The following is a 21,550-nucleotide window of genomic DNA, read 5'->3' on the forward strand; positions in this document are numbered from 1 at the left end:
ATGCAAAAAAAATCCATTTATGTCGCATATACAGGGGGTACTATTGGTATGCATTATTCTCATAATGGTTGTATTCCGGTATCAGGTTATTTGAAAAATCAGCTAGATAATATGTTGGATTCTTACAAAGTAACTATGCCTAATTTTACTATGAATGAATATCATCCTCTTATTGATTCTGCAGATATTAAACCAAAAAATTGGCAAATGATTGCCGATGATATTTATCATAATTACCACTTATATGATGGATTTGTTATTGTACATGGCACAGATACCATGGCATTTACTGCTTCTGCGCTTTCTTTTATGTTAGAAAATCTAACAAAACCAGTGATTATAACAGGAGCCCAAATTCCACTGGAACAGTTCCGATCAGACGGAACAAATAATTTAATTAATGCGCTATTTATTGCTGCAAAGTATCCAATTCATGAAGTAACATTACTTTTTAATAACACCTTATATCGAGGTAACCGAACCACTAAAGTGCATGCTGATCGTTTTAACGCTTTTGCTTCTCCTAATTTTCCACCACTACTAGAAGTAGGTCCAAGGATTAGGGTTTTTAATACTCAGTCTCTACCTTTATCAGAAGGAGAGCTAGTGGTTCATCCTATTTTCTCACAGTCTATTGGAATTATTACAATTTATCCAGGTATGTCTGCTCAAGTAGTGCGTTCTTTTACTAGAGAACCTATGAAAGCTTTGATCATTCGCTCATATGGAATGGGTAACGCACCTCAAAATAAAGAGTTTTTAGATGAATTAAAGGGTGCTACTCAGCGTGGTGTAGTTGTTGTTAATGTAACACAGTGTGTTTCTGGTAAGGTTAACATGAGAAGATACATGTCTGGACACAGATTGGCATGCGCGGGTGTGATTGGAGGGGCAGATCTTAGTGTAGAGGCGGCTTTAGCTAAGCTATATTATCTATTGAGCAAGAACTTAACTAGTGAAGAGATTCGAGATCTTATGCAGAAGAACTTACGTGGTGAATTGACAGTTGAGGTATCAGAAGATAGTGAGTTTTTTGATATCTAGATGAATTATTTACAAGTGATTAATGGATAGGATGTATTTTATTAAATATGGTAAAATTTATAGTTGGATAGCTTTGTATCGTCAATTTAATAAGGTTCCGGTCTTTTTTTTAAAGAGAAAATAATATAATTCTTTTTAGTTTTAAGTTTTTTCACTTTAGCTATGATTTTTAGTGGTTTAGATACAGTCACTAGAAGTGTTTAGTCTCGTCTATCAACACGGGTCTGTAACAACTTTCTATCTTCATAATCTTATGACAGTTGTATTGAGGAATGTTGATATATTGGTTAATTCTTCTGTATGACGTATTAAGTTAAGTATGAATTAAAAAATCAACCCCCCCCTTAAAGAAGGGGGGGGTTGATAAAAAAAGAAGGGGGCTTGATAAAAAATCAAACTTACATCATTCCGCCCATGTTACCCATACCTCCACTTGGTCCAGCTTCAGGTGTCTCACCTTTAGGTAGATCAGTGATCATGCATTCAGTGGTAATCATTAAGCCCCCAATAGAAGCTGCATATTGTAATGCGGATCTTGTTACCTTAGTAGGATCGAGAATACCTAGTTCAATCATATCACCATACTCTTCCGTTTGAGCATTATAACCGTAGTTTCCTACTCCTGCTTTTACAGAATTAGTTACTACAGATGATTCTGCTCCTGTATTGGCAACAATTTGACGCATTGGAGATTCCATTGCACGAAGGGCGACTTTAATACCTACATTCTGATCTTCGTTTTGACCACGAAGACTTGAAAGCTCTGAAGCGACTCGTACTAGAGCTACACCACCACCAGCAACTACACCCTCTTCTACTGCAGCCCGAGTAGCATTCAAAGCATCTTCTACTCGTGCTTTTTTTTCCTTCATTTCAATTTCAGTTGCTGCGCCTACTTTGAGTACAGCTACACCACCTGCAAGTTTAGCCATACGCTCTTTTAGTTTATCTCTATCATAATCTGAAGTGGCTTCTTTGATTTGTTGATTAATTTGAGTCACTCGACCTGAAATAGCTAGCTTATCTCCTGCACCATCAATGATGGTGGTAGTATCTTTGCTAATTAAAACGCGTTTTGCCTGACCTAGATCCTCTAGAACTGTATTTTTAAGCTCCATCCCAATTTCTTCTGAAATTACAGAACCACCTGTAAGAACAGAAATATCTTGTAACATAGCTTTACGTCGATCACCAAAACCAGGTGCTTTAACTGCTGCTACTTTAACAATTCCACGCATACTATTAACCACTAATGTAGTTAGTGCTTCTCCCTCAATATCTTCTGCAATTATTAGTAATGGTTTGCTTGCTTTAGCTATTGATTCGAGGAGAGGTAACATTTCTCTTACATTAGAGATTTTTTTATCTGATAAAAGTATGAAAGGAGACTCCAATTCTACAGAACCGGTAGCAGGTTTATTTATGAAATATGGAGATAAATAACCCCTATCGAATTGCATGCCCTCAACAACTTCTAATTCATCCTGGAGACCAGTTCCTTCTTCGACAGTAATAACGCCTTCTTTTCCGACTTTATCCATTGCTTTTGCAATTAACGCCCCTACGGTCTCATCAGAGTTTGCAGATATAGTACCGACTTGAGCAATGGCTTTTGCATCAGAACACGGTGATGACAGTTTTTTAAGCGATTCAACAGCTGCAATCACCGCTTTATCTATACCGCGTTTTAGATCCATTGGATTCATTCCGGCTGCAACGGCTTTTAGTCCTTCATTTACAATGGATTGAGCTAGAACAGCAGCTGTAGTGGTCCCATCACCTGCGGCATCATTAGCTTTAGATGCAACCTCTTTTACCATTTGTGCGCCCATGTTTTCAAATTTATCTTCAAGTTCGATTTCACGAGCTACAGACACCCCATCTTTAGTTATGGTGGGGGCACCAAAAGATTTATCTAGGATTACATTTCGACCTTTAGGTCCTAGTGTAACCTTAACTGCATCGGCTAATATATTTACACCGCGTAACATTTTTACACGAGCATCATTGCCAAACTTGACGTCTTTAGCGGCCATTTTGTGTTTTCTCCATGTAGTTAAGTTTCGTCAATGGCGTGTTTTATGCCTCAATAATCGCGAGAATTTCATTCTCTGAAAGAATAAGAACTTCTTCATTATCAATTTTTTCGGTTTTTGCTGCATATCCTTCATTAAAAATAACGATATCACCTATTTTAACATCTAATGGTTTTATGTTGCCATTTTCCAATACACGTCCATTACCAACTGCTAAGACTTTTCCTCGCGTAGATTTTCCTGCTGCAGATCCAGTTAATACAATTCCTCCTGCCGATTTAGATTCAATTTCTTCACGCTTTATTATTACGCGATCGTGTAATGGGCGAATATTCATTTATAATTCTCCTCTGAGTACAATGTAATGAAAATTAGAAATTAGGATAACAATAGGTTTATAACTCTCTTATGATCATAAGTATGGTCACTTTTGCATTCTTTCAAGGGGTCATGAATATTTTTTTTGTTTAGATTAGAGGAGAAGAAGCATTAATTGTAATGACATATAACTTGGAGTAAAGATGTAGCGTTCTTCAGATATGAGGATGATGTATTAGTTTTAAACCGGACGTTCTTTTATAACCATGATAAGAAAATCACTTTATAAATTATTATAGTATAAGGAAAGTAATTAGTAATGATCTTGAGATTATTGGTGATTATGAGATATTTTTAGAATTTTTTCTATTAGTACTATGATTTTATCTCAAGTGAAGCTTATAATCCATTTTTTGTATATGTAGCCTACAATTAATCGTTAAAACTAAGGTATAAATCTGCTTGATGCAGATTGAGGTAGGAATTTTTTAGAGGACTGACAAGAAGATTTGTTATTTTTTGCACTTTAGAGATTCTTTCATGGTATTTTAATGCACAATATTGGTTAGATTTTTGATATATATGCTTTCTTTTTTAATTATATCAATTACACGTAATTGTGCTAATGCTTTCGTTAATTTGATAGATGCTTCTAGAACGTCGCTGTCACAATCATGTTTTTTTATGATTTCCATAGCTTCTTTTTTTGCAGAAACCACGCGTTGTTCATCCAAGTCATGTCCCCGAATAGCAGAATCAGCTAAAATCATCACTATATTACGATGCACTTCTAATATACCACCAGAGAGATAAATAATTTCTTTTTTACCATTTTTTTTAAGTATTTGAACCATTCCTGGTTTGATTGCTGTTAAGATTGGGGTATGGTGGGGCCTAATACCCAGCTCGCCTTCGCTTCCTGAGACTTGGATGCTTTGTACAATACCAGAAAATATTTGAAGTTCTGCGCTAACAACGTCCAACTGAAAACCTAGGGTCATAGAAAGCTCCTTCTTATCAAGTTGATGTAGTAGTACTTTAGTGCAGTATTTTGAATATCTCTCATGCGGTTCTTTCTTTTTTTAATTTTATTAAAACGTCTTAGCCTTTTCTAATGCTTCGTCAATCACACCTACCATATAAAAAGCTTGTTCAGGAAGATGATCATATTTACCCTCCATTATACCTTTAAATCCACGTATAGTGTCTGTTAACGATACGTATTTTCCAGGTGCGCCAGTAAATATTTCTGCAACAAAGAATGGTTGAGAAAGAAAACGTTGTATCTTTCGAGCTCGTGTCACAACTAGCTTATCTTCTTCTGATAACTCATCCATACCAAGTATAGCAATGATATCTTTTAGTTCTCTGTAACGTTGTAAAAGTGATTGAATACCGCATGCTGTATCGTAGTGTTCTTGTCCAACAATAAGAGGGTCTAGTTGACGACTGGTTGATTCTAAAGGATCTACGGCTGGATAGATTCCTAGAGCAGAAATTTGACGACTGAGTACTACAGTAGCATCTAAATGAGAGAAAGTTGTAGCTGGGGATGGATCAGTCAAGTCATCTGCAGGAACATAGACAGCCTGAATTGATGTAATGGAGCCAGTGCGTGTTGAGGTAATTCGTTCCTGTAGCGTACCCATTTCTTCTGCTAGCGTGGGCTGGTATCCTACTGCAGAAGGCATACGTCCTAAGAGTGCTGATACTTCTGTGCCAGCTAGAGTGTAGCGATAAATATTATCAATAAACAATAGTACTTCCTTGCCTTCATCGCGAAATTTTTCAGCTATAGTCAGACCAGTTAAAGCAACTCTAAGACGGTTTCCGGGGGGCTCATTCATCTGTCCATAGACCAGCGTAACTTTATCAATTACTTTTGATTCAATCATTTCATGATAAAAATCATTTCCTTCACGGGTTCTTTCACCCACACCAGTAAATACGGCAAAGCCAGAGTGTTCAGCTGCAATATTCCGAATTAGCTCCATCATATTCACAGTTTTTCCTACACCCGCACCACCAAATAATCCTACTTTACCACCTTTCGCAAAGGGACACATTAAGTCAATCACCTTAATTCCAGTTTCTAGCAGTTCTTGAGAGCTAGTTTGTTCTGAATAAGCAGGGGCGGGTCGGTGAATGGGCCAGCGTTCTTTGGCACCAATGTTTCCTTTCATATCGATTGGTTCGCCAAGTACATTCATTATTCGACCAAGTGTCGCGCTTCCTACTGGAACTTGAATTGGATGCTGGAGATCTAATACTGTAACACCGCGTTTTAATCCATCTGATGAACCCATAGCTATAGCACGAACTACCCCACCGCCTAATTGTTGCTGTACCTCTAAGATTAGGCGTGTTTGACGAATATAGACTTCAAGTGCGTTATATATTTTTGGTATAGTTTCTTGAGGAAATTCTACATCTACCACTGCGCCGATTACTTGAATAATTTTCCCGGTACTCATTTATTAATCCTCTATGTATGTATTAATCCTCTAATTGTGATCTTATTTTATTTTATCTGATTCAGTTATATCTTAGTGAGAAGATTAGGATTAGTTATTCAAATAGTTGAGAAGTTTATCATAGATTGGATATCTATTTAAGATTGTTCTATATATTTTATATTTTGAGTTTTTTTTAATTATGAGTTAAACAGCAGAGGCTCCTCCAATAATCTCGGTTAATTCCTGAGTAATACCAGCTTGTCGCGCTTTATTATATACTAGTTGTAATTCTTTGATGAGATCCTCACCGTTATCGGTGGCAGTTTTCATTGCAAGCATGCGAGCTGCTTGTTCGCTCGCTAAGTTCTCTACGACAGATTGGTAGACTTGAGACTCAATATAACGTTGTAGCAATGTTTCTAATAAAGTTTTTGGATCAGGTTCATATAGATAATCCCATGTTTTGTTTGAAATTACATTAGTAGAATTGTCTTCAGGAGATAAAGGTAGTAGTTTTACTATTTCTGGGGACTGAGAAATAGTATTAATGAATTTGTTGCTAACGAGATATAATTGATCTATACGCTGTTTATTATACAAATGCAGCATTGCCTGAACAGGACCTATTAAGTCAGATAGAGTTGGTTTATCGTTTATACCATGTAGTTGAGCGACTATATGAGCATCAATTGATCTGAAAAACACCCCTCCTTTTAATCCTATAATAGCTAGATCATTTTCTATTTTTTTATCATACGAGCTCTTCATATGGATCAATAGTTTTTTAAAGAGATGAAAATTTAAACTTCCACATAGTCCACGATCAGTAGATATGACTATATATCCTCTTCTCTTAACATTGCGAATATTTAAGTAAGGGTGTTTGTATTCTAAATTTCCTGAAGTGATATGGGTAATCACTTTTCGTATAGATTCGGCGTAAGGACGGCTCATAGCCATTCTTTCTTGGGATTTACGCATTTTCGAAGCTGCAACCATTTCCATTGCTTTAGTAATTTTTTGTGTCTTTTGTACACAGAGGATTTTATTTCGTATCTCTTTTGCGCTAGACATAAGCTTCTCCGCAAGGTCCTATTTATTATACTCTGAATATAACAATAGAGGATCTTACCAGGATTGTTTTTGTTTAAATTGCTCTAATAGATGGTTTATTTGTTCTTTTATTTCATTATTAAAATTGCCAGATTCATTAATATTAGTTAATAGTGTCCTGTATTTACAATGAGCGTATTCTAGCAGTGATTTCTCAAAACCACCTATGTTTTGTAGGTTCACGTCATTTAAAAATCCATTCTCTGCAGCAAAGAGCATCAGGCTTTGCTCTGCCACAGACATCGGTAGATGTTGTTTTTGTTTTAGTAATTCAGTTATTTTTTGACCATGATTCAATTGTTTTCGAGTAACCTCGTCTAAATCTGAAGCAAATTGTGAGAAGGCTTCCAGTTCACGATATTGTGCTAAAGCAGTACGAATTCCGCTAGATAATATCTTTATAATGGGAGTCTGAGCTGCGCTACCTACTCGAGAGACTGAGATTCCTGGATTAATTGCTGGTCGGATACCAGAATTAAATAAGCTAGTTTCTAAGAAAATCTGACCATCAGTAATTGAGATTACATTAGTAGGTATAAAGGCAGATACATCTCCTGTCTGCGTTTCAATAATTGGCAGAACTGTTAAAGAGCCAGTTTTTCCTTTTACCTTGCCATGGGTAACTTGTTCTACATAATTTTCATTTACGCGGGAAGCTCGTTCTAGTAAACGAGAGTGTAAGTAAAAAATATCACCAGGAAAGGCTTCTCGACCTGGAGGTCGGTGAAGTAATAAAGATATTTGTCGATAAGCAACAGCTTGTTTGGATAAGTCATCATATACCACTAATACGTCTTCACCGTGATCACGAAAGTATTCGCCCATAGTACAGCCAGCGTATGGAGCTAAATATTGCAAAGCTGCGGGTTCAGACGCAGTAGCTGCAACTATAATCGTATTAGATATCGCATCATTTTCTTCTAGTTTTCGAACTATATTTGCAATAGTAGATGATTTTTGACCAATCGCAACATAAATACACTTTATACCAGAATTGCGTTGATTTATTATTGCATCAATGGCGATTGTGGTTTTACCAGTTTGTCGATCACCAATGATTAACTCGCGTTGCCCTCGTCCAATAGGAATCATTGCATCAATTGCTTTATATCCTGTCTGGAGAGGTTGGTCAACCATTTTTCTGTCAATTACGCCAGGTGCAATGGTTTCTATTGGTAAAAAACCGTCATTGTTAATACTTCCTTTTCCGTCAATAGGCTCTCCTAGAGTATTAACAACACGGCCTAATAAACCAGACCCCACTGGCACTTCGAGAATACGTCCTGTGCACTTAACTATCATGCCCTCAGATAGATTAGTATATATCCCCATCACTACTGCGCTTACAGAGTCGCGTTCGAGATTGAGTGCAATGGCATAACAGTCATTGGGAAGGCTGATCATTTCAGATTGCATGACATCAGTTAGGCCATGTATGCGAATAATGCCATCACTTACAGAAACAATAGTTCCTTGGTTGTGAGTTGTGCTGACGATATTAAATTGAGCAATACGTTCTCTGATTAATGTACTAATTTCAGTGGCATTTAATTGCATTTACTCTTTCCTTTTAAGACTTAAGGACTTTAGTTAGTTGTTCAATTCGATTTCGTATGCTACCATCAATGACTATGTCACCCATTCGTATGACAAGGCCGGCTATTAACGATGTGTCAATTATATAATTGATTTTAACTTTACTGGATAAATGTTTTTCCATAGTTGTTCGAATGTTATTCATCTGCATAACATTTAGTTTTTTAGCAGATAATACTTCCAGATCAATAATGGCCTCATATCTAGTACGAAGTTGAATAAATTTCTCCAATATGTTAGAAAGAAGCGATAAACGTTTATTTTCAGACAATATCCTTATGAAATTTTGCACATGGTGATCTAGATGATCTCCACATATTTTTATAAAAATGTCCGATATAACGTAAGGTGCTAGAGGTTTTGATATTAGAGTCTGAATCGATGGATAGGATACCACTAATGCAGTAAATGTTAATGTTTTTTGCCACTGGTCCAGGCAGTTTTGTCTGATAGAAAAATCAAATGCTGCTTTTGCATAAGGACGAGCTAGTGTCATTGAGTCGAGAGTTTTATTTTTCATTATGATAGCTCATCGATTATTTTTTTTACGATATTCCCATGCTCTGCTTCATCCAAAGATCGTTCTATTATTTGTTGGACTCCTGACATAATAAGTTCTGTAACTTGTTGGCGCAACTCCTCACGCATGCGTTGACGTTCTTTATGAATTATAGCTTGTGCCTCAGTAAGTATTTTTTTACGCTCTTGCATAGCGGAGTCTTTTGCTTCGTTTAAAAGCTGTGCACGATTTTCGTATGCTTCCTCTAAAATAATCCGCGCGTTATTTTTTGCTGTTTGAATTTGGTTAACTACGTTAAGTTTTGATAGTTCTAAATCTTTTTTAGCATGTTCGACGGCAGTGAAGGCGTCAGAAACTTCCTTCTGGCGTTGTGTAATAGCGGTCATTAGTGGCGGCCATACATATTTCATACAGAATCCAACAAATACAATAAATGCGATAGCTTGGCCAAGGATAGTGGCATTAATGTCCATTGAAAGGCACCTCCTAGTAAAATAAACTATTGCCTTTTTCTGTATTTAGGGTCGCGGCGTTATTAATTGTGGTAAAGTTAGAGAACTAGACTACATAAATTGATGTTTATGATACAACGGCAAACATCATGTATAATCCTAATCCTACTGCTATCATTGGGATAGCGTCAACCAAACCCATAATCACAAAGAATTGTGTACGGAGTAGTGGTATTAAGTCTGGTTGACGCGCAGCACCTTCTAGAAACTTCCCTCCCAACATGCCAATACCAATTGCAGCACCAATAGCTGCAAGGCCCATCATAATAGCAGCAGACATGTATAGTAGATCCATATTGAGGTTTGCCATCATAATCTCCATGTTTTTATATTTTTTTTAAACAATATTAATACTAATATTAAATCATATACTCTTTTATATTATCATATACTCTTTTATTATTATAGAGCTATATTTCTTTTATAAAATTATATCAATATTCTTATTCTTCGGATGCCATTGAAAGATAGACAATCGTTAGAACCATAAAAAGAAATGCTTGAAGAGAAATAATGAGGATATGAAAGATTGCCCATGGCACGCTGAGTAGCCACTGCGACCACCATGGAAGTAAGCCTGCAATCAAGATAAAGATTAATTCTCCTGCATACATGTTACCAAAAAGTCTCAAACCGAGAGATATAGGTTTAGATAAAAGGCTAACACCTTCTAAAATAAGATTAATTGGAATGAACACTGGGTGGGTAAATGGCTTGCGTATGAGTTCTGTACTAAAACCTCTTATTCCTTTTATTTTAAAACTATAAAATAGCATTAACAAAAATATTCCTATTGCCATAGAAAGGGTAATATTAACATCTGCAGAAGGGACTATTCTTAATGCTGGAAGGTGAAATAAGAAATGCTCTCCTATTGATGGTAGGAGGTCTATAGGTAATATATCCATCAAATTCATTAGGAAGACCCAGACAAAAATAGTTAAAGCTAGCGGAGAAATGATTGCACTGTTTCCATGGTACATTTCGCGTACGTTTTTATCGATGAAATGAATTATTAATTCAATACAAGCCTGCAACCTTCCAGGTACACCAGTTGTTGCGAATGTAGCTGCATAACGAAATAAAGTCAAAAAAAATATACCTAATATAACAGAGAAAAATATGGAGTCAATATTTAAAATCCAAAATGTGCTTATTTCATCATTTGCATGCATAATTTTTAGATTATTCAGATTGATTCGAAGGTGTTCTAGATGATGAGTAATGTATTCCTTCGGTGATGTAGAGAGTTCTTCTACAGACATGATTTACCTTACCCTGCGTCATTGATGTGAGTTGATTTGAGTATGCAGACTAATAAAATATAAATATACTTTTTATAAAATGCTAGTCAATCATTAATAAGCATTAATAATCTTTAATTCCGATGTTGATTTTTTTATTTTTTATAGCTCATTAAAAGATAATTAGTCATGGTTTTTAACCATAGTTTCTGAGAAGTCTATTAATAAGTAGTTTATAATTTATTATTTATTTAGTTTTTAGTGTAGCAATTATTATTTCTTTTTTCTGAAACTATTATTATATTTGACGAAAATTTAAGCATAACAAACTTTTTAAGTAGAACAAAGTATGTTCTAGTTTTTAAGTGAGATTTAATTTCATGCAGCTAGAAGCGGTTTTAAAGTAGCTCTATTTGAAACTAGTAAAGTTTTATAGAATAATTTTTTTAACTATTGTTATATTTCAACAGAAGGAAGAGTCTAGATTAGAGGTATTACTCAATTATTTTTATATGTAGACTGTGTATTGAGATAGTGATTAGTAGTAAATTGTTTGTTTATTCAAGAAGATAATGTTTATTATGACGTTTTTAAGTACTAAGTTAAATGTTATTTTATCATAATTCAATTATTTTATCATAATTCATATGAACCTTACTTGTCTAAGTTATCAAGTTGGATCGATGATTTGATTATCATCTGATTTGTATATGATTTATTCTTTTCTGTATTTTTGCAAAGAGCGATTGAATTTGTTTAGTTTGTTTTAAGGTATTAATTGAATAATGTTTAGTTTGATCTAATTAATAATGTGTATATTGTTTTTGTGGTCTGTATCTTGATGTGGTCTGTATCTTGATAATGGTAATCTAATTATATTCATTCAATTCCAAATCTCTTTATCCAGTAAAGCGAGGGTGATTAATAATAATTCTTCCATTTTTGAGAAGATTATTGTCTATGTAGTCTATAATTAGTGGTATTAGGCTAGTAAATTTCAATATTTTCAGCTTAACTAACGCATATCGACTCAATTTTAGATTGATGAATTAATCATATAAAGAGAAGTGTCTTGATTAGATTATTTTTTAATTTTTTTATTGCTTCATACTATAACCTGTCTTTAATATTGCATAAATACGGTGTAAATTATTTAGCTGAAAATTAGTAAATTACTATAGTATATACATTATTTATGTATTTTTGGCATGGATTAGACAGAACATGCATGTATCTTGAATTGGTTATTGAGGATATAACCTTTGATTTGATATCTTTAATTTATCTAAGACGCTTGTCTTAAGTAAGCTTAAACTTAACTATACATGAGTATTTAGGATATAATATTGAGGATATAAAATATTATAAAACTTGAAAAACATAACATTGTTAAAAATTTGATTGAGGATTATTAATTATCTATATGGTAACTGTAGATGTTTAGAAAACATATTTTATCGGTTGATGGTAAATGGTGTTTGTTTATTAATTTATCATTTATCATCAGTATATATGGATATAGACTCATGATTTATTTTAATAATGAAACACAATTTTTATTATTTTAATTTATCTTTTAATCTTTCATTTTATTTGTTATTTTAATTTTAATTTGTCTTGATATATAAGTTTTTATTATATCCTTATATTCTTAATTTTACCCTAAACATTATAATCGGTAGTATCTTCGAGCATGTAGTCGAGAATCATACCGGAGCAATATTAATGCATACAGTCTCTTTACATCATTATCTTTTTGTTTTTATGGGTGTATCTGGCAGTGGTAAATCAACTGTTGCAAATACAGTTGCTTATAAGCTACAAGCTGCTGTGCTTGACGGTGACTTTCTTCATCCTCGATCTAATATAAAAAAAATGGCTTCGGGTTGCCCGCTTAATGATGATGATCGACGTCCATGGTTAGAATCCATAAACGCTGCTGCCTTTGCCATGCAGTGCACGAATCAGGTTTCATTAATTGTCTGCTCTGCATTAAAAAAAAGTTATCGCAATATTTTACGATCTGGTCATTCCAATCTTTTTTTTATTTATCTTAGGGGTGATTTTAATATCATAAAGTCACGTCTTCAGGCGCGAAAAGGGCACTTTTTTCAACCACAGATGCTCCGCACTCAATTTGCTGTTTTAGAGCCGCCTGAAGCTGAAGAAAAAGATGTATTCTCTATTGATATTTATCCACCTATAGATGAAGTGATTTCTATTACATTAAAAACTATAGAAAAAGTGATTAAAAATCATAATATAAGTGGGGTTGCATGAATATATTTAGTTTACTATTAACTTCAGTTGGTTCAGTGTTTCTTTTATTTTTTTTAGTTATGAAAGCACGTATGCATGCTTTTGTAGCATTAATACTTGTATCGTTTTGTGCAGGGGTTTTGTCTGGTATGCCATTAGAACAAATTGGCAATACTATGCAAAAAGGTATGGGTGGTACCCTTGGTTTTCTGTCTATTGTTGTAGCCTTAGGCGCGATGTTTGGAAAAATATTATATGAAGGTGGTGCGGTTAATCAAATTGCATTGTATATATTAAAGAGGTTTGGTGCACGTCACTCACCTTATGCTATGGGTTGTGCTGGATTAATTTGCGCTCTTCCGTTATTTTTTGAAGTTGCAGTGGTACTATTAATCAGTATTGCATTTGCAGTGGCAAACCGTACTGGTGAAAACTTGGTGAAGTTAGTTATTCCTTTGTTTGCTGGGGTTGCTGCTGCTGCTGCCTTTCTTGTTCCAGGTCCTGCTCCAATGTTATTAGCATCACAAATGCATGTAGATTTGAGCTGGATGTTCTTATTAGGTTTGTGCGCAGCAGTTCCGGGTATGTTAATTGCAGGCCCTGTATTTGGTCGTTATATTAGTCAACGTGTTAAGTTTATGCAGTTAGATCTAGATAACAAATCTCAGATAGATGTTAAAAGACTTCCTTCATTTGGGTGGAGTATAGCATTACTTTTATTTCCTCTTATTTTAGTGGCTATTAAAACTTGTGGTTTACATTGGGCTGCTTCTGGTACTAATTTGTATGCGTGGTTTCAGCTCATTGGTCATCCATTTACAGCTATTTTACTTTCTTGTTTAGTAGCTATTTACGGATTAGCTCCTTATCAAGGGATCAGAAAAGAAAAGATCATGCAGATTTGCACTACAGCACTACAACCTGCTGGTGTGATCCTCTTAGTGATTGGGGCTGGTGGTGTATTTAAGCAGATATTGATAGATTCTGGCGTTGGTCCAGAATTAGGTAATTTATTAACTGGTATTGGGCTACCAGTGTCAATATCATGTGTTGTGTTAGCTGGTGCAGTGCGAATTATTCAAGGTTCTGCGACAGTTGCATGCCTCACTGCAGTGGGTCTGCTTATGCCGGTAATTGAATTATTACATTATTCTGGCGCACAAATGGCAGCTTTGGCTATTTGTATAGCAGGTGGTTCGATTGTGTGTAGTCATGTCAATGATGCCGGTTTTTGGTTATTTTCTCGCTTTACTGGTGCTACTGAAGGAGAAACATTAATCACATGGACTGTCATGGAAACTATCTTAGGACTGGTTGGGTCGATGGTTGGTGTGATTGCTTTTTGGTTTTTTTCATAAAAGAGTTGGATGGTAAAAATATTGCTGAATTTTAGAGAAGGACTGTTTTGTTTTTTTGTGAGTATCAGTTTAGAATTAATTTGAAGGAATGATTATTTAATATTTATTTTTTAAAAAAATGATCTCAATTTAGGCGAGAAAGGCATGAAATTGTAATTAGATGCTGATTTTAATAATATATCATATGATACAATGATCAATGATCAGTTCTAAGAGACGCTAGTGTTTTTAAATATTTAATTATATAAACGAGATTGTACATCTAAGATTGATATAGATAACTTTAACTATCTTAATTATTTTTTTAATATTGTATTAACAATGGTTTTTTTATTGTCACTATTATTTCTTATTGTGATTCGTATGTATTTTAGATATGCATGCTAGATATAGAGATGGTGTCCCAGTGTCATATATTGGGTTAAACGTTTATTAGAATTAATAATAGTAATTTTATGCATAGATCAGAACAGGCTGTATCTATTGGTATATATTGAATAGATTAGACTAACTAATGAATTAAGCTTAGTGTATTATGATATGAGTTATAGGATAGATTGATAGATTTATTTTTAACACAGAGTTATTACGGATAATTATGATCAAAACAATTTGATCTATATCAAATTATTTTACAAAATACACATTTTGTGTACTGCGTGTAATATAGTTTTTGCTAAATTACTGTAGAATAGATAGATAAAATTAATAATAAATGGTGATTACTGATCATTCGTATAGTATAGATATATGAAATATTAAGTAAATTTTATATTTACTAAATATATTATATATTGTACGTTTATTTTTATCATATCAAAATAGTTAGGATATCATTTTTTCATAAAAATATCCTTATTTTAGTGAATTTTATCAATCGCGAAAGAATTACTAGAATTAGTCAGCACAAATAAGTATCTATGATATAATTATTTGATTTTTTACTGTTGTGTCTCGGGGCACCTGGGCAGTGAATTAAGTTGAGCTGGTAAGGTTTTAATGTAAATAGTTGTTTTTTTGACTGAATTTAAAACGGCGCGAGGGGTAATTGTAGCTCCAGTGAATTGATCAAAATCGCCTCCGTCTTTTTTTATTGCAAACCGATTGTTGTTATCATCAAAGACTTTTTTACCATTAAAGCTGGTAATCCAATTAGAAATACGTAGTTCAATTTTATCACCTAGTCCTGGTGTTTCATGATGTTCTATCACGCGAGTTCCGTATATAACGCCTTCAAAACTAGCTCCTATAATCATTTTAATATTGCCTGAATAACCGTTGGGAGCGGTTGTTTCAATTGCTACAGCAACAGGTATGGAATTCATGCGCGCTATATATAAACGGTGTGATTCATTATTTCCTAACGCGGGGTTGGAAACAAAATAACAGGTCTTTTGTAAATGATTATTATATAGTGCAGGGGGGATGACTTGATCTAGAAGGTGTTGTTGTTTGAGAATTTTTTGATTCTGAATAATAGTATAAGTTAATTCGTGAATCATGGTTGTCATCCCTGTAGTGATTGCAGCAAAAATTGCTAATGTGAGGCTGTTTTTTCTTATAGTATTTAGCATGATTTTATTTCTTTCGAGCGCGCCCGAAAGCGCGAGGTTTTGTGTAATAATCAAGTAAAGGTACACAAATATTTGCTAATAATACTGCAAAGGCTACACCATCTGGATATCCTCCATAACTGCGAATTAGCCATGTCATTAAGCCAATTAATATAGCGTAGATCAATCGACCGTAATTAGTAGTAGAAGCAGTAACTGGATCAGTGGCAATGAAGAATGCACCTAGCATTGTGGCGCCAGAAAAGAGGTGTGTAATTGGGGGTAGTAAAATTTCTGGGTCATAAAAGTATCCTAGTGCAGAAAAGAGGGTGAGTGATCCAATAAATCCCGCTGGAATTTGCCAGTAGATTATGCGTGTTATTAATAAGAAAAGGCCTCCACATAAGAAAGCAGCATTTATCCATCTATATTCTAAATTAACTTCCATTTTTTGTTTATTCATCGAATCTGTTAAAAGTTGTTCCTGGGTATGTTTAGAATGGAGATTGGTTTTAAAGCTGTCTAATGGTGTTGCCTGACTAAACCCATCAATATTTAACTGAAATTTTGGTGTGATACTTGGGGCATAAATAGTATCAAAATGAAAAATTATATCTAGACTTTCAATAAAACTACCTGTGATATTATGCGTGTTCTTAAAGGGTAACCAATTGGTCATTTGTACAGGAAATGAGATCAATAGTATGACATAACCAACCATGGCAGGATTAAATGGATTCTGGCCGAGACCGCCATAAAGGTGTTTAGCAATGACTATAGCGCATAGTGTACCAATAGTTATGACCCACCATGGGGCTAAGGGTGGGATACTTATACCAAGTAGTAAAGCGGTGAGGAGCGCTGAATTGTCTTTTAATGTCTCAATAATTGGATATTGACGTAGGTAAAGAATAACTGCCTCTGCTATAGTTGCAATGATACTGGAAATCAATATTTGTATAAGATTACCCCAGCCGAAGAAGTAGTATTGTGTAATGATTCCAGGTAGTGTAGCAAGCAGAACAAATAGCATTATTCGGCTAGTTCTGTTTTGGTTATGTGTATAAGGAGAGCTAACAATACGAAAAGCCATGTAATTGAGTGTCCTAGAGGATATTTAATTTCAGTATTGTTTAAGTGTTTTAGATATGGATAGTTCTTTTGATTTATCTATCTATAGAAAAAGTAATGATGCTATATTAATATCTTTCTACTTGTATTGGTATTTTCATTGTTTTTATTTTTATATTTTAGAGGCTAGATCTTAGTTTCTTTGTGTTGGGTTTATAATATTGGGTCTGTATGTGTTGATGATTTGGGTTCTTGACCATGGGGATAGAAGATGGATTAGTCAAAGGTAAAATATTTAATAAGTTTTTATGTAATGATTTGATTTTAGTCTATATTTATATATTTTAAAATAAATTTTCTTGAATGCTTTGTAGTACCTTAACATTTCTTTATCAAAGAGATGTTAATCAACTTTTTTATCATAAACTACCTGACGTAGATTCTTCTTATTTTGATATTTTTCCTTTTCTATTCGTTGTATGCGGGATAGAAAACGGATTTTAGCAAGTACCGTACGTTCTTTTTCTGATTGCATTGTGCAAATAGCTTCTTTTTCCTGACGGAAGTACCGTACTAATGGAATTTGGCTAGGACATACATAAGAACAAGCGCCACATTCAATACAGTCGTTAATATGATATTGACGGGCTTTCTCATGTTCCTTTCCTCTACTAAACCAGTATAGCTGCTGTGGTAATAATAAAGCGGGGCAAACGTCAGCACAAATTCCACAACGAATGCAGTTTTTTTCTACTTTATCTTTACCAATTTCGTTAGTAGAAGGAGTAACAATACAATTTATTGTCTTAACTAGTGGAACGTTATCAATAGGTATAGTAAATCCCATTAGTGGGCCGCCTATGATTATTATCTGTTTATTTTCAGGGGTAAAGCCAGTATATTTTAGTAGGTGGCTAATTGGTGTTCCAAGTCGCGCCCAGATGTTTCCTGGGTTTCTCAGAGATTCTCCACTAAGAGTTACAACGCGTTCTGTTAGAGGCTCTCCATTTATTATGGCTCTTTTTATTGAAAAAACAGTGCCAACATTTTGTACTAATACACCAATATCAGAGGTGTGACTTGTGTGAGGAACCTCTTTTCCGGTTAGAATTTTTGTAATTTGTTTTGCTCCTCCTGATGGGTATTTAGTTGGTATAACGCAGACATGTAAATCGGTACTGTTATTTATGGCGGTTTTTAGGGAAGTAATAGATTTTAATTTATTATCTTCTATTCCTATCAGGACCTTTTTAGCAAGTAAAATCCATGCCAATATACGGATACCTTCTACGATTTCATGCGCATGTTCCTGTATTAAACGGTCATCAGAAGTAATATATGGTTCACATTCGGCAGCGTTAATAATTAATGTATGAATTGTTTTGATATTATTTCGTAGTTTTCTATCCGTTGGAAAACCAGCCCCTCCTAATCCAGCTATACCTGCTTCATGCAGGCGTGTTATGATTTCTTCTCTCTTAAATTTTTGATAGTTATTCAGTGAATGCATCGGACACGAGCGATCTTGACCATCTGATTCCATAAATATACACATTTCTGATCGAGGAGAGGGAAACGCTGTCGTATGTGTTTGTATTTTAATAATGGTTCCAGAGGTTGGAGCATGTACTGGTAGAGATCGATCATGGCCGATTGTCAGAGGTTGGCCACGCAATACTGTATCTCCAGGTCGAATGCTAAGTTCACCTTCAGGTCCGCGGTGTTGTCTCAGTGGTATAATAAATTCTTTTGGTAGTGGTATTTGGCGAATAGGTATATTGCTAGATTTTTCTTTCATTGCTGGCGGATGAATTCCTCCAGGAAAATCCCATATTTTATTTTTTTTAATTTTTTTAAAAATATTCCACATGGTTTATACCCAAGTAATTTTGTAAGTAAAAAAGGGCTGTTATTGCCAATAATGAGGTTTTGTAATCCGTGGGTGCATTTCAATACACTGCGTGGGACAATGAGATATACATTTTTGACATCCGGTGCAGATATCGCTAAATACTGTATGTATAACCCTTTTGGATCCAATAATGGCATCTACTGGGCAAACATGAATGCATTTAGTACAGCCAATACAGTTATTCTCATTAATCCATGCAACGATATTCTGGTATTTTTCTGTGCTGCTATTAGATAGAGGTTGTGGCTCAATATTAAGCATATCTGCTATTTGCAGCATGGTCTCAGTGCCACCTGGTACACATTTATTAATATTTTCATTATTAACACTAATGGCGTTTGCATAGGGGAGGCAGCCGGGATAACCACATTGTCCGCATTGACTTTGTGGAAGTAAATTGTCGATTTGATCGATAATCGGATCTTTTTTTACTATAAAATACTTTGACGCGTAACCGAGTAGAGCACCACATATTAAGCTCAATGCGCTCAGCGCTCCTATTGCTACACACAGTGTATAGATCATGACTTGACGAGACCAGTAAAGCCCATAAATGACATTGCCATCAAGCCAGCAGTGATAAGCATAATAGATGATCCCTTAAATGGCTCTGGAACGTCTGCAAATGCTAAGTGTTCTCTCATTCCGGAAAATAAGACTATAATTAATAAAAAGCTGATAGATGCACTGAATCCGTAGATAGCTGATTCCATAAAACTATGGTGGAGATTCATACTTAATAATGGCACACCAAGAACAGCACAATTAGTTGTAATAAGAGGAAGAAAAATACCTAGAACTCGATAGAGATTGGGACTAGTTTTATGAACCATAAGTTCAGTAAATTGAACCACGCTAGCAATAAGAAGAATATATGTTATTGTACGTAAATAATGTAGATGCAGCGGTATTAAAATAAGATAATTAACTATCCAAGATAACATTGAAGAAAGCGTAATCACAAATGTTGTTGCTAGTCCCATACCAATCGCGGCTTCTAATTTTTTAGAAACTCCCATGAAGGGGCACAGGCCAAGAAATTTGACTAATACAAAATTATTCATTAAAACTGTGCTACTAAAAATTAGTAAGTATTTAGTCATATTGGTACCTCGATATAGCATAATATTATGCTATTTCTATATAGAGGGTGTGTCCTTTTTATAATTAAGTGGTTTTATATTTTTAAAATTAGAATAGTAATAGCCTGTTGAATTTAATTGTGATTAAAATGAAGATTCTTGCGTATTATTCTTCTCAATGAGAAGATTTATAAATATTTTTATGGATGAGAGTCATTTTATATAAAATCGCACAGATATGATGATTATAGATAGCACAGGATGAGATATTACGCTATCTTTGTTCTGTTTATTTTATTAAGTGATTCTATTTATATAGACTGGTTTTAACAGACAACCTGATAATATTCTTTATATTATTATTTAACAAAAATCATTGCATGTTGCAACAGCTTGTTATAGGCCGAGGATAGGTATATAGATCTTTATATCGGGTTAAGTTGGTTTCTTTAAATTATAACCTTAGTTATGAATTTTTAGAAGAAAAACTAATTATATCGCTGATGTCGATGTTTATAGAATTATGTTTGTAGTTAGAATTGTCTGTTATGGATTTGATATATAAATCATAATATTTATCTACAAGTAATATTTTTTAAAATCTAATGTTTCTTCTTATATAAAAAATCTAATTATTTATATAATACAATATGTTTTTTATTATAGTATAGATTATAAGTGATTGATAATATTAAGTCATTTTATTGGAATAGTATTCAATTATATTGATGGAGATTAAGGTTCAGGATATATAAGAAGCGTTGTGTCTTAATATTAATTACATTAATTTTTTCTAAAAATGATTACTCTTTAACTATGATACCCTTCACTTCTTTTACAGAATCTAAAGGAGTAGTCATGTTTGTGTTTGCATTGTTTATTGTGGCGTGGTAGAAATTATAGCGGGAATAAGTCGGCAGGGTTTATATAGGATATGGATTTTGCAGGTTGTAATTTCATTGAGACCATGTTCCTGTATTAAAAAAGTGGATTTCGTGTTTTAAATCCTGTTTGTAGATTTTGTTGAGAATAATATGTAGATGGCAATGACAATGAAATTGTTTTACAAAGATAGAACGCTTGTGTTTTTTAATATTATTTAATAAGAAGGTATGTGGCATCAATCGTTAAGATCAAAATGAGATTGATTAGTCTCTTTTTGTATCAGAGATGTGTGTTGTTGTGTTTCTTCATATATTTTTTATAATCGTTAATTCATGTGCTAACTGCGCTAAATATTTGTATATCTATATCTTAATCTCTTAGTTTGTATCTAAAGCAAGAATTGTATTATTAAGTCTATCTATATTATACCTCATTATAGTATATACTCTGAATTGTTCTATACATGATTCATATTATTCATGAAAGAGAATGAATTATATTCTCATTATCTTTATAAGATATATATGTAATTGTATTTTGGTTATCATGTAATTGTGATATTCGTAGTATTAAGGAATGAGTGATGAAGAT

The 21,550-nt window shown here is 34.1% G+C and carries 18 protein-coding genes; 3 read left to right on the plus strand and 15 right to left on the minus strand.

The features are described from left to right. Positions 1-1,044 (plus strand): asparaginase, encoded by a 1,044-nt coding sequence (ansA, locus tag HACICURV3402_RS00100; protein WP_157992359.1) that lies wholly within the window; start codon positions 1-3, stop codon positions 1,042-1,044. Between the two features lie 398 nt (positions 1,045-1,442). Here ansA and groL read toward each other — a convergent pair whose 3' ends face one another. The 10 genes from groL to atpB form a co-directional block, all read right to left on the minus strand. Continuing rightward, complete coding sequence (groL, locus tag HACICURV3402_RS00105; protein WP_157992360.1) at positions 1,443-3,080, minus strand: chaperonin GroEL; 1,638 nt, start codon at positions 3,078-3,080, stop codon at positions 1,443-1,445. A 43-nt stretch (positions 3,081-3,123) separates the two neighbouring features. Continuing rightward, positions 3,124-3,417, minus strand: coding sequence for a co-chaperone GroES (locus HACICURV3402_RS00110; protein WP_157991749.1), 294 nt, complete (start codon positions 3,415-3,417; stop codon positions 3,124-3,126). A 529-nt stretch (positions 3,418-3,946) separates the two neighbouring features. Next, positions 3,947-4,399: a F0F1 ATP synthase subunit epsilon gene (locus tag HACICURV3402_RS00115; RefSeq protein ID WP_157992361.1), complete on the minus strand. Its 453-nt coding sequence runs from the start codon at positions 4,397-4,399 to the stop codon at positions 3,947-3,949. A gap of 90 nt (positions 4,400-4,489) precedes the next feature. Further along, positions 4,490-5,872, minus strand: a complete 1,383-nt coding sequence (atpD, locus tag HACICURV3402_RS00120) for a F0F1 ATP synthase subunit beta (protein WP_157992362.1) — start codon at positions 5,870-5,872, stop codon at positions 4,490-4,492. Positions 5,873-6,058: 186 nt separating this feature from the next. Then, a complete protein-coding gene (gene atpG, locus HACICURV3402_RS00125) occupies positions 6,059-6,928 on the minus strand; it encodes a F0F1 ATP synthase subunit gamma (protein ID WP_157992363.1) in 870 nt (289 codons plus the stop codon). Between the two features lie 54 nt (positions 6,929-6,982). Further along, positions 6,983-8,524: a F0F1 ATP synthase subunit alpha gene (gene atpA, locus HACICURV3402_RS00130; protein ID WP_157992364.1), complete on the minus strand. Its 1,542-nt coding sequence runs from the start codon at positions 8,522-8,524 to the stop codon at positions 6,983-6,985. A 13-nt stretch (positions 8,525-8,537) separates the two neighbouring features. Further along, a complete protein-coding gene (locus HACICURV3402_RS00135) occupies positions 8,538-9,083 on the minus strand; it encodes a F0F1 ATP synthase subunit delta (RefSeq protein WP_157992365.1) in 546 nt (181 codons plus the stop codon). Further along, complete coding sequence (locus HACICURV3402_RS00140; protein WP_157992366.1) at positions 9,083-9,556, minus strand: F0F1 ATP synthase subunit B; 474 nt, start codon at positions 9,554-9,556, stop codon at positions 9,083-9,085. The genes HACICURV3402_RS00135 and HACICURV3402_RS00140 overlap by 1 nt, the downstream gene beginning before the upstream one ends. Positions 9,557-9,662: 106 nt before the next feature. Continuing rightward, entirely contained in the window at positions 9,663-9,905 is a 243-nt protein-coding gene (gene atpE, locus HACICURV3402_RS00145) for a F0F1 ATP synthase subunit C (protein WP_157992874.1), read from the minus strand. 133 nt (positions 9,906-10,038) lie between these two features. Beyond that, positions 10,039-10,860, minus strand: coding sequence for a F0F1 ATP synthase subunit A (atpB, locus tag HACICURV3402_RS00150; RefSeq protein WP_157992367.1), 822 nt, complete (start codon positions 10,858-10,860; stop codon positions 10,039-10,041). Positions 10,861-12,564: 1,704 nt separating this feature from the next. On the opposite strand from atpB, the gene gntK reads away from it, so the two are divergent. Together gntK and gntU are read left to right on the plus strand one after the other, a co-directional pair. Beyond that, positions 12,565-13,119, plus strand: coding sequence for a gluconokinase (gntK, locus tag HACICURV3402_RS00155; RefSeq protein WP_157992368.1), 555 nt, complete (start codon positions 12,565-12,567; stop codon positions 13,117-13,119). Then, entirely contained in the window at positions 13,116-14,456 is a 1,341-nt protein-coding gene (gntU, locus tag HACICURV3402_RS00160) for a gluconate transporter (RefSeq protein WP_157992369.1), read from the plus strand. Before gntK ends, gntU begins: the two co-directional genes overlap by 4 nt. 941 nt (positions 14,457-15,397) lie before the next feature. On the opposite strand, the gene rsxG is transcribed toward gntU, so the two are convergent. The 5 genes from rsxG to rsxA form a co-directional block, all read right to left on the minus strand. Next, positions 15,398-16,030 carry an electron transport complex subunit RsxG gene (gene rsxG / locus HACICURV3402_RS00165; protein ID WP_157992370.1) on the minus strand — a complete coding sequence of 211 codons (633 nt, stop codon included), beginning with the start codon at positions 16,028-16,030 and terminating at the stop codon, positions 15,398-15,400. 4 nt (positions 16,031-16,034) lie between these two features. Then, complete coding sequence (gene rsxD, locus HACICURV3402_RS00170) at positions 16,035-17,102, minus strand: electron transport complex subunit RsxD (RefSeq protein ID WP_157992371.1); 1,068 nt, start codon at positions 17,100-17,102, stop codon at positions 16,035-16,037. Between the two features lie 381 nt (positions 17,103-17,483). Next, positions 17,484-18,950 carry an electron transport complex subunit RsxC gene (gene rsxC / locus HACICURV3402_RS00175; RefSeq protein WP_157992372.1) on the minus strand — a complete coding sequence of 489 codons (1,467 nt, stop codon included), beginning with the start codon at positions 18,948-18,950 and terminating at the stop codon, positions 17,484-17,486. A 39-nt stretch (positions 18,951-18,989) separates the two neighbouring features. Continuing rightward, on the minus strand, positions 18,990-19,514 hold the full coding sequence (gene rsxB / locus HACICURV3402_RS00180; protein WP_157992875.1) for an electron transport complex subunit RsxB: 525 nt from the start codon (positions 19,512-19,514) through the stop codon (positions 18,990-18,992). Beyond that, positions 19,514-20,095, minus strand: a complete 582-nt coding sequence (rsxA, locus tag HACICURV3402_RS00185; protein WP_157992373.1) for an electron transport complex subunit RsxA — start codon at positions 20,093-20,095, stop codon at positions 19,514-19,516. Before rsxA ends, rsxB begins: the two co-directional genes overlap by 1 nt. Positions 20,096-21,550: the final 1,455 nt, after the last annotated feature.

Source organism: Candidatus Erwinia haradaeae (genome assembly GCF_900698925.1).
GTDB classification, from domain to species: domain Bacteria; phylum Pseudomonadota; class Gammaproteobacteria; order Enterobacterales; family Enterobacteriaceae; genus Erwinia_E; species Erwinia_E haradaeae_I.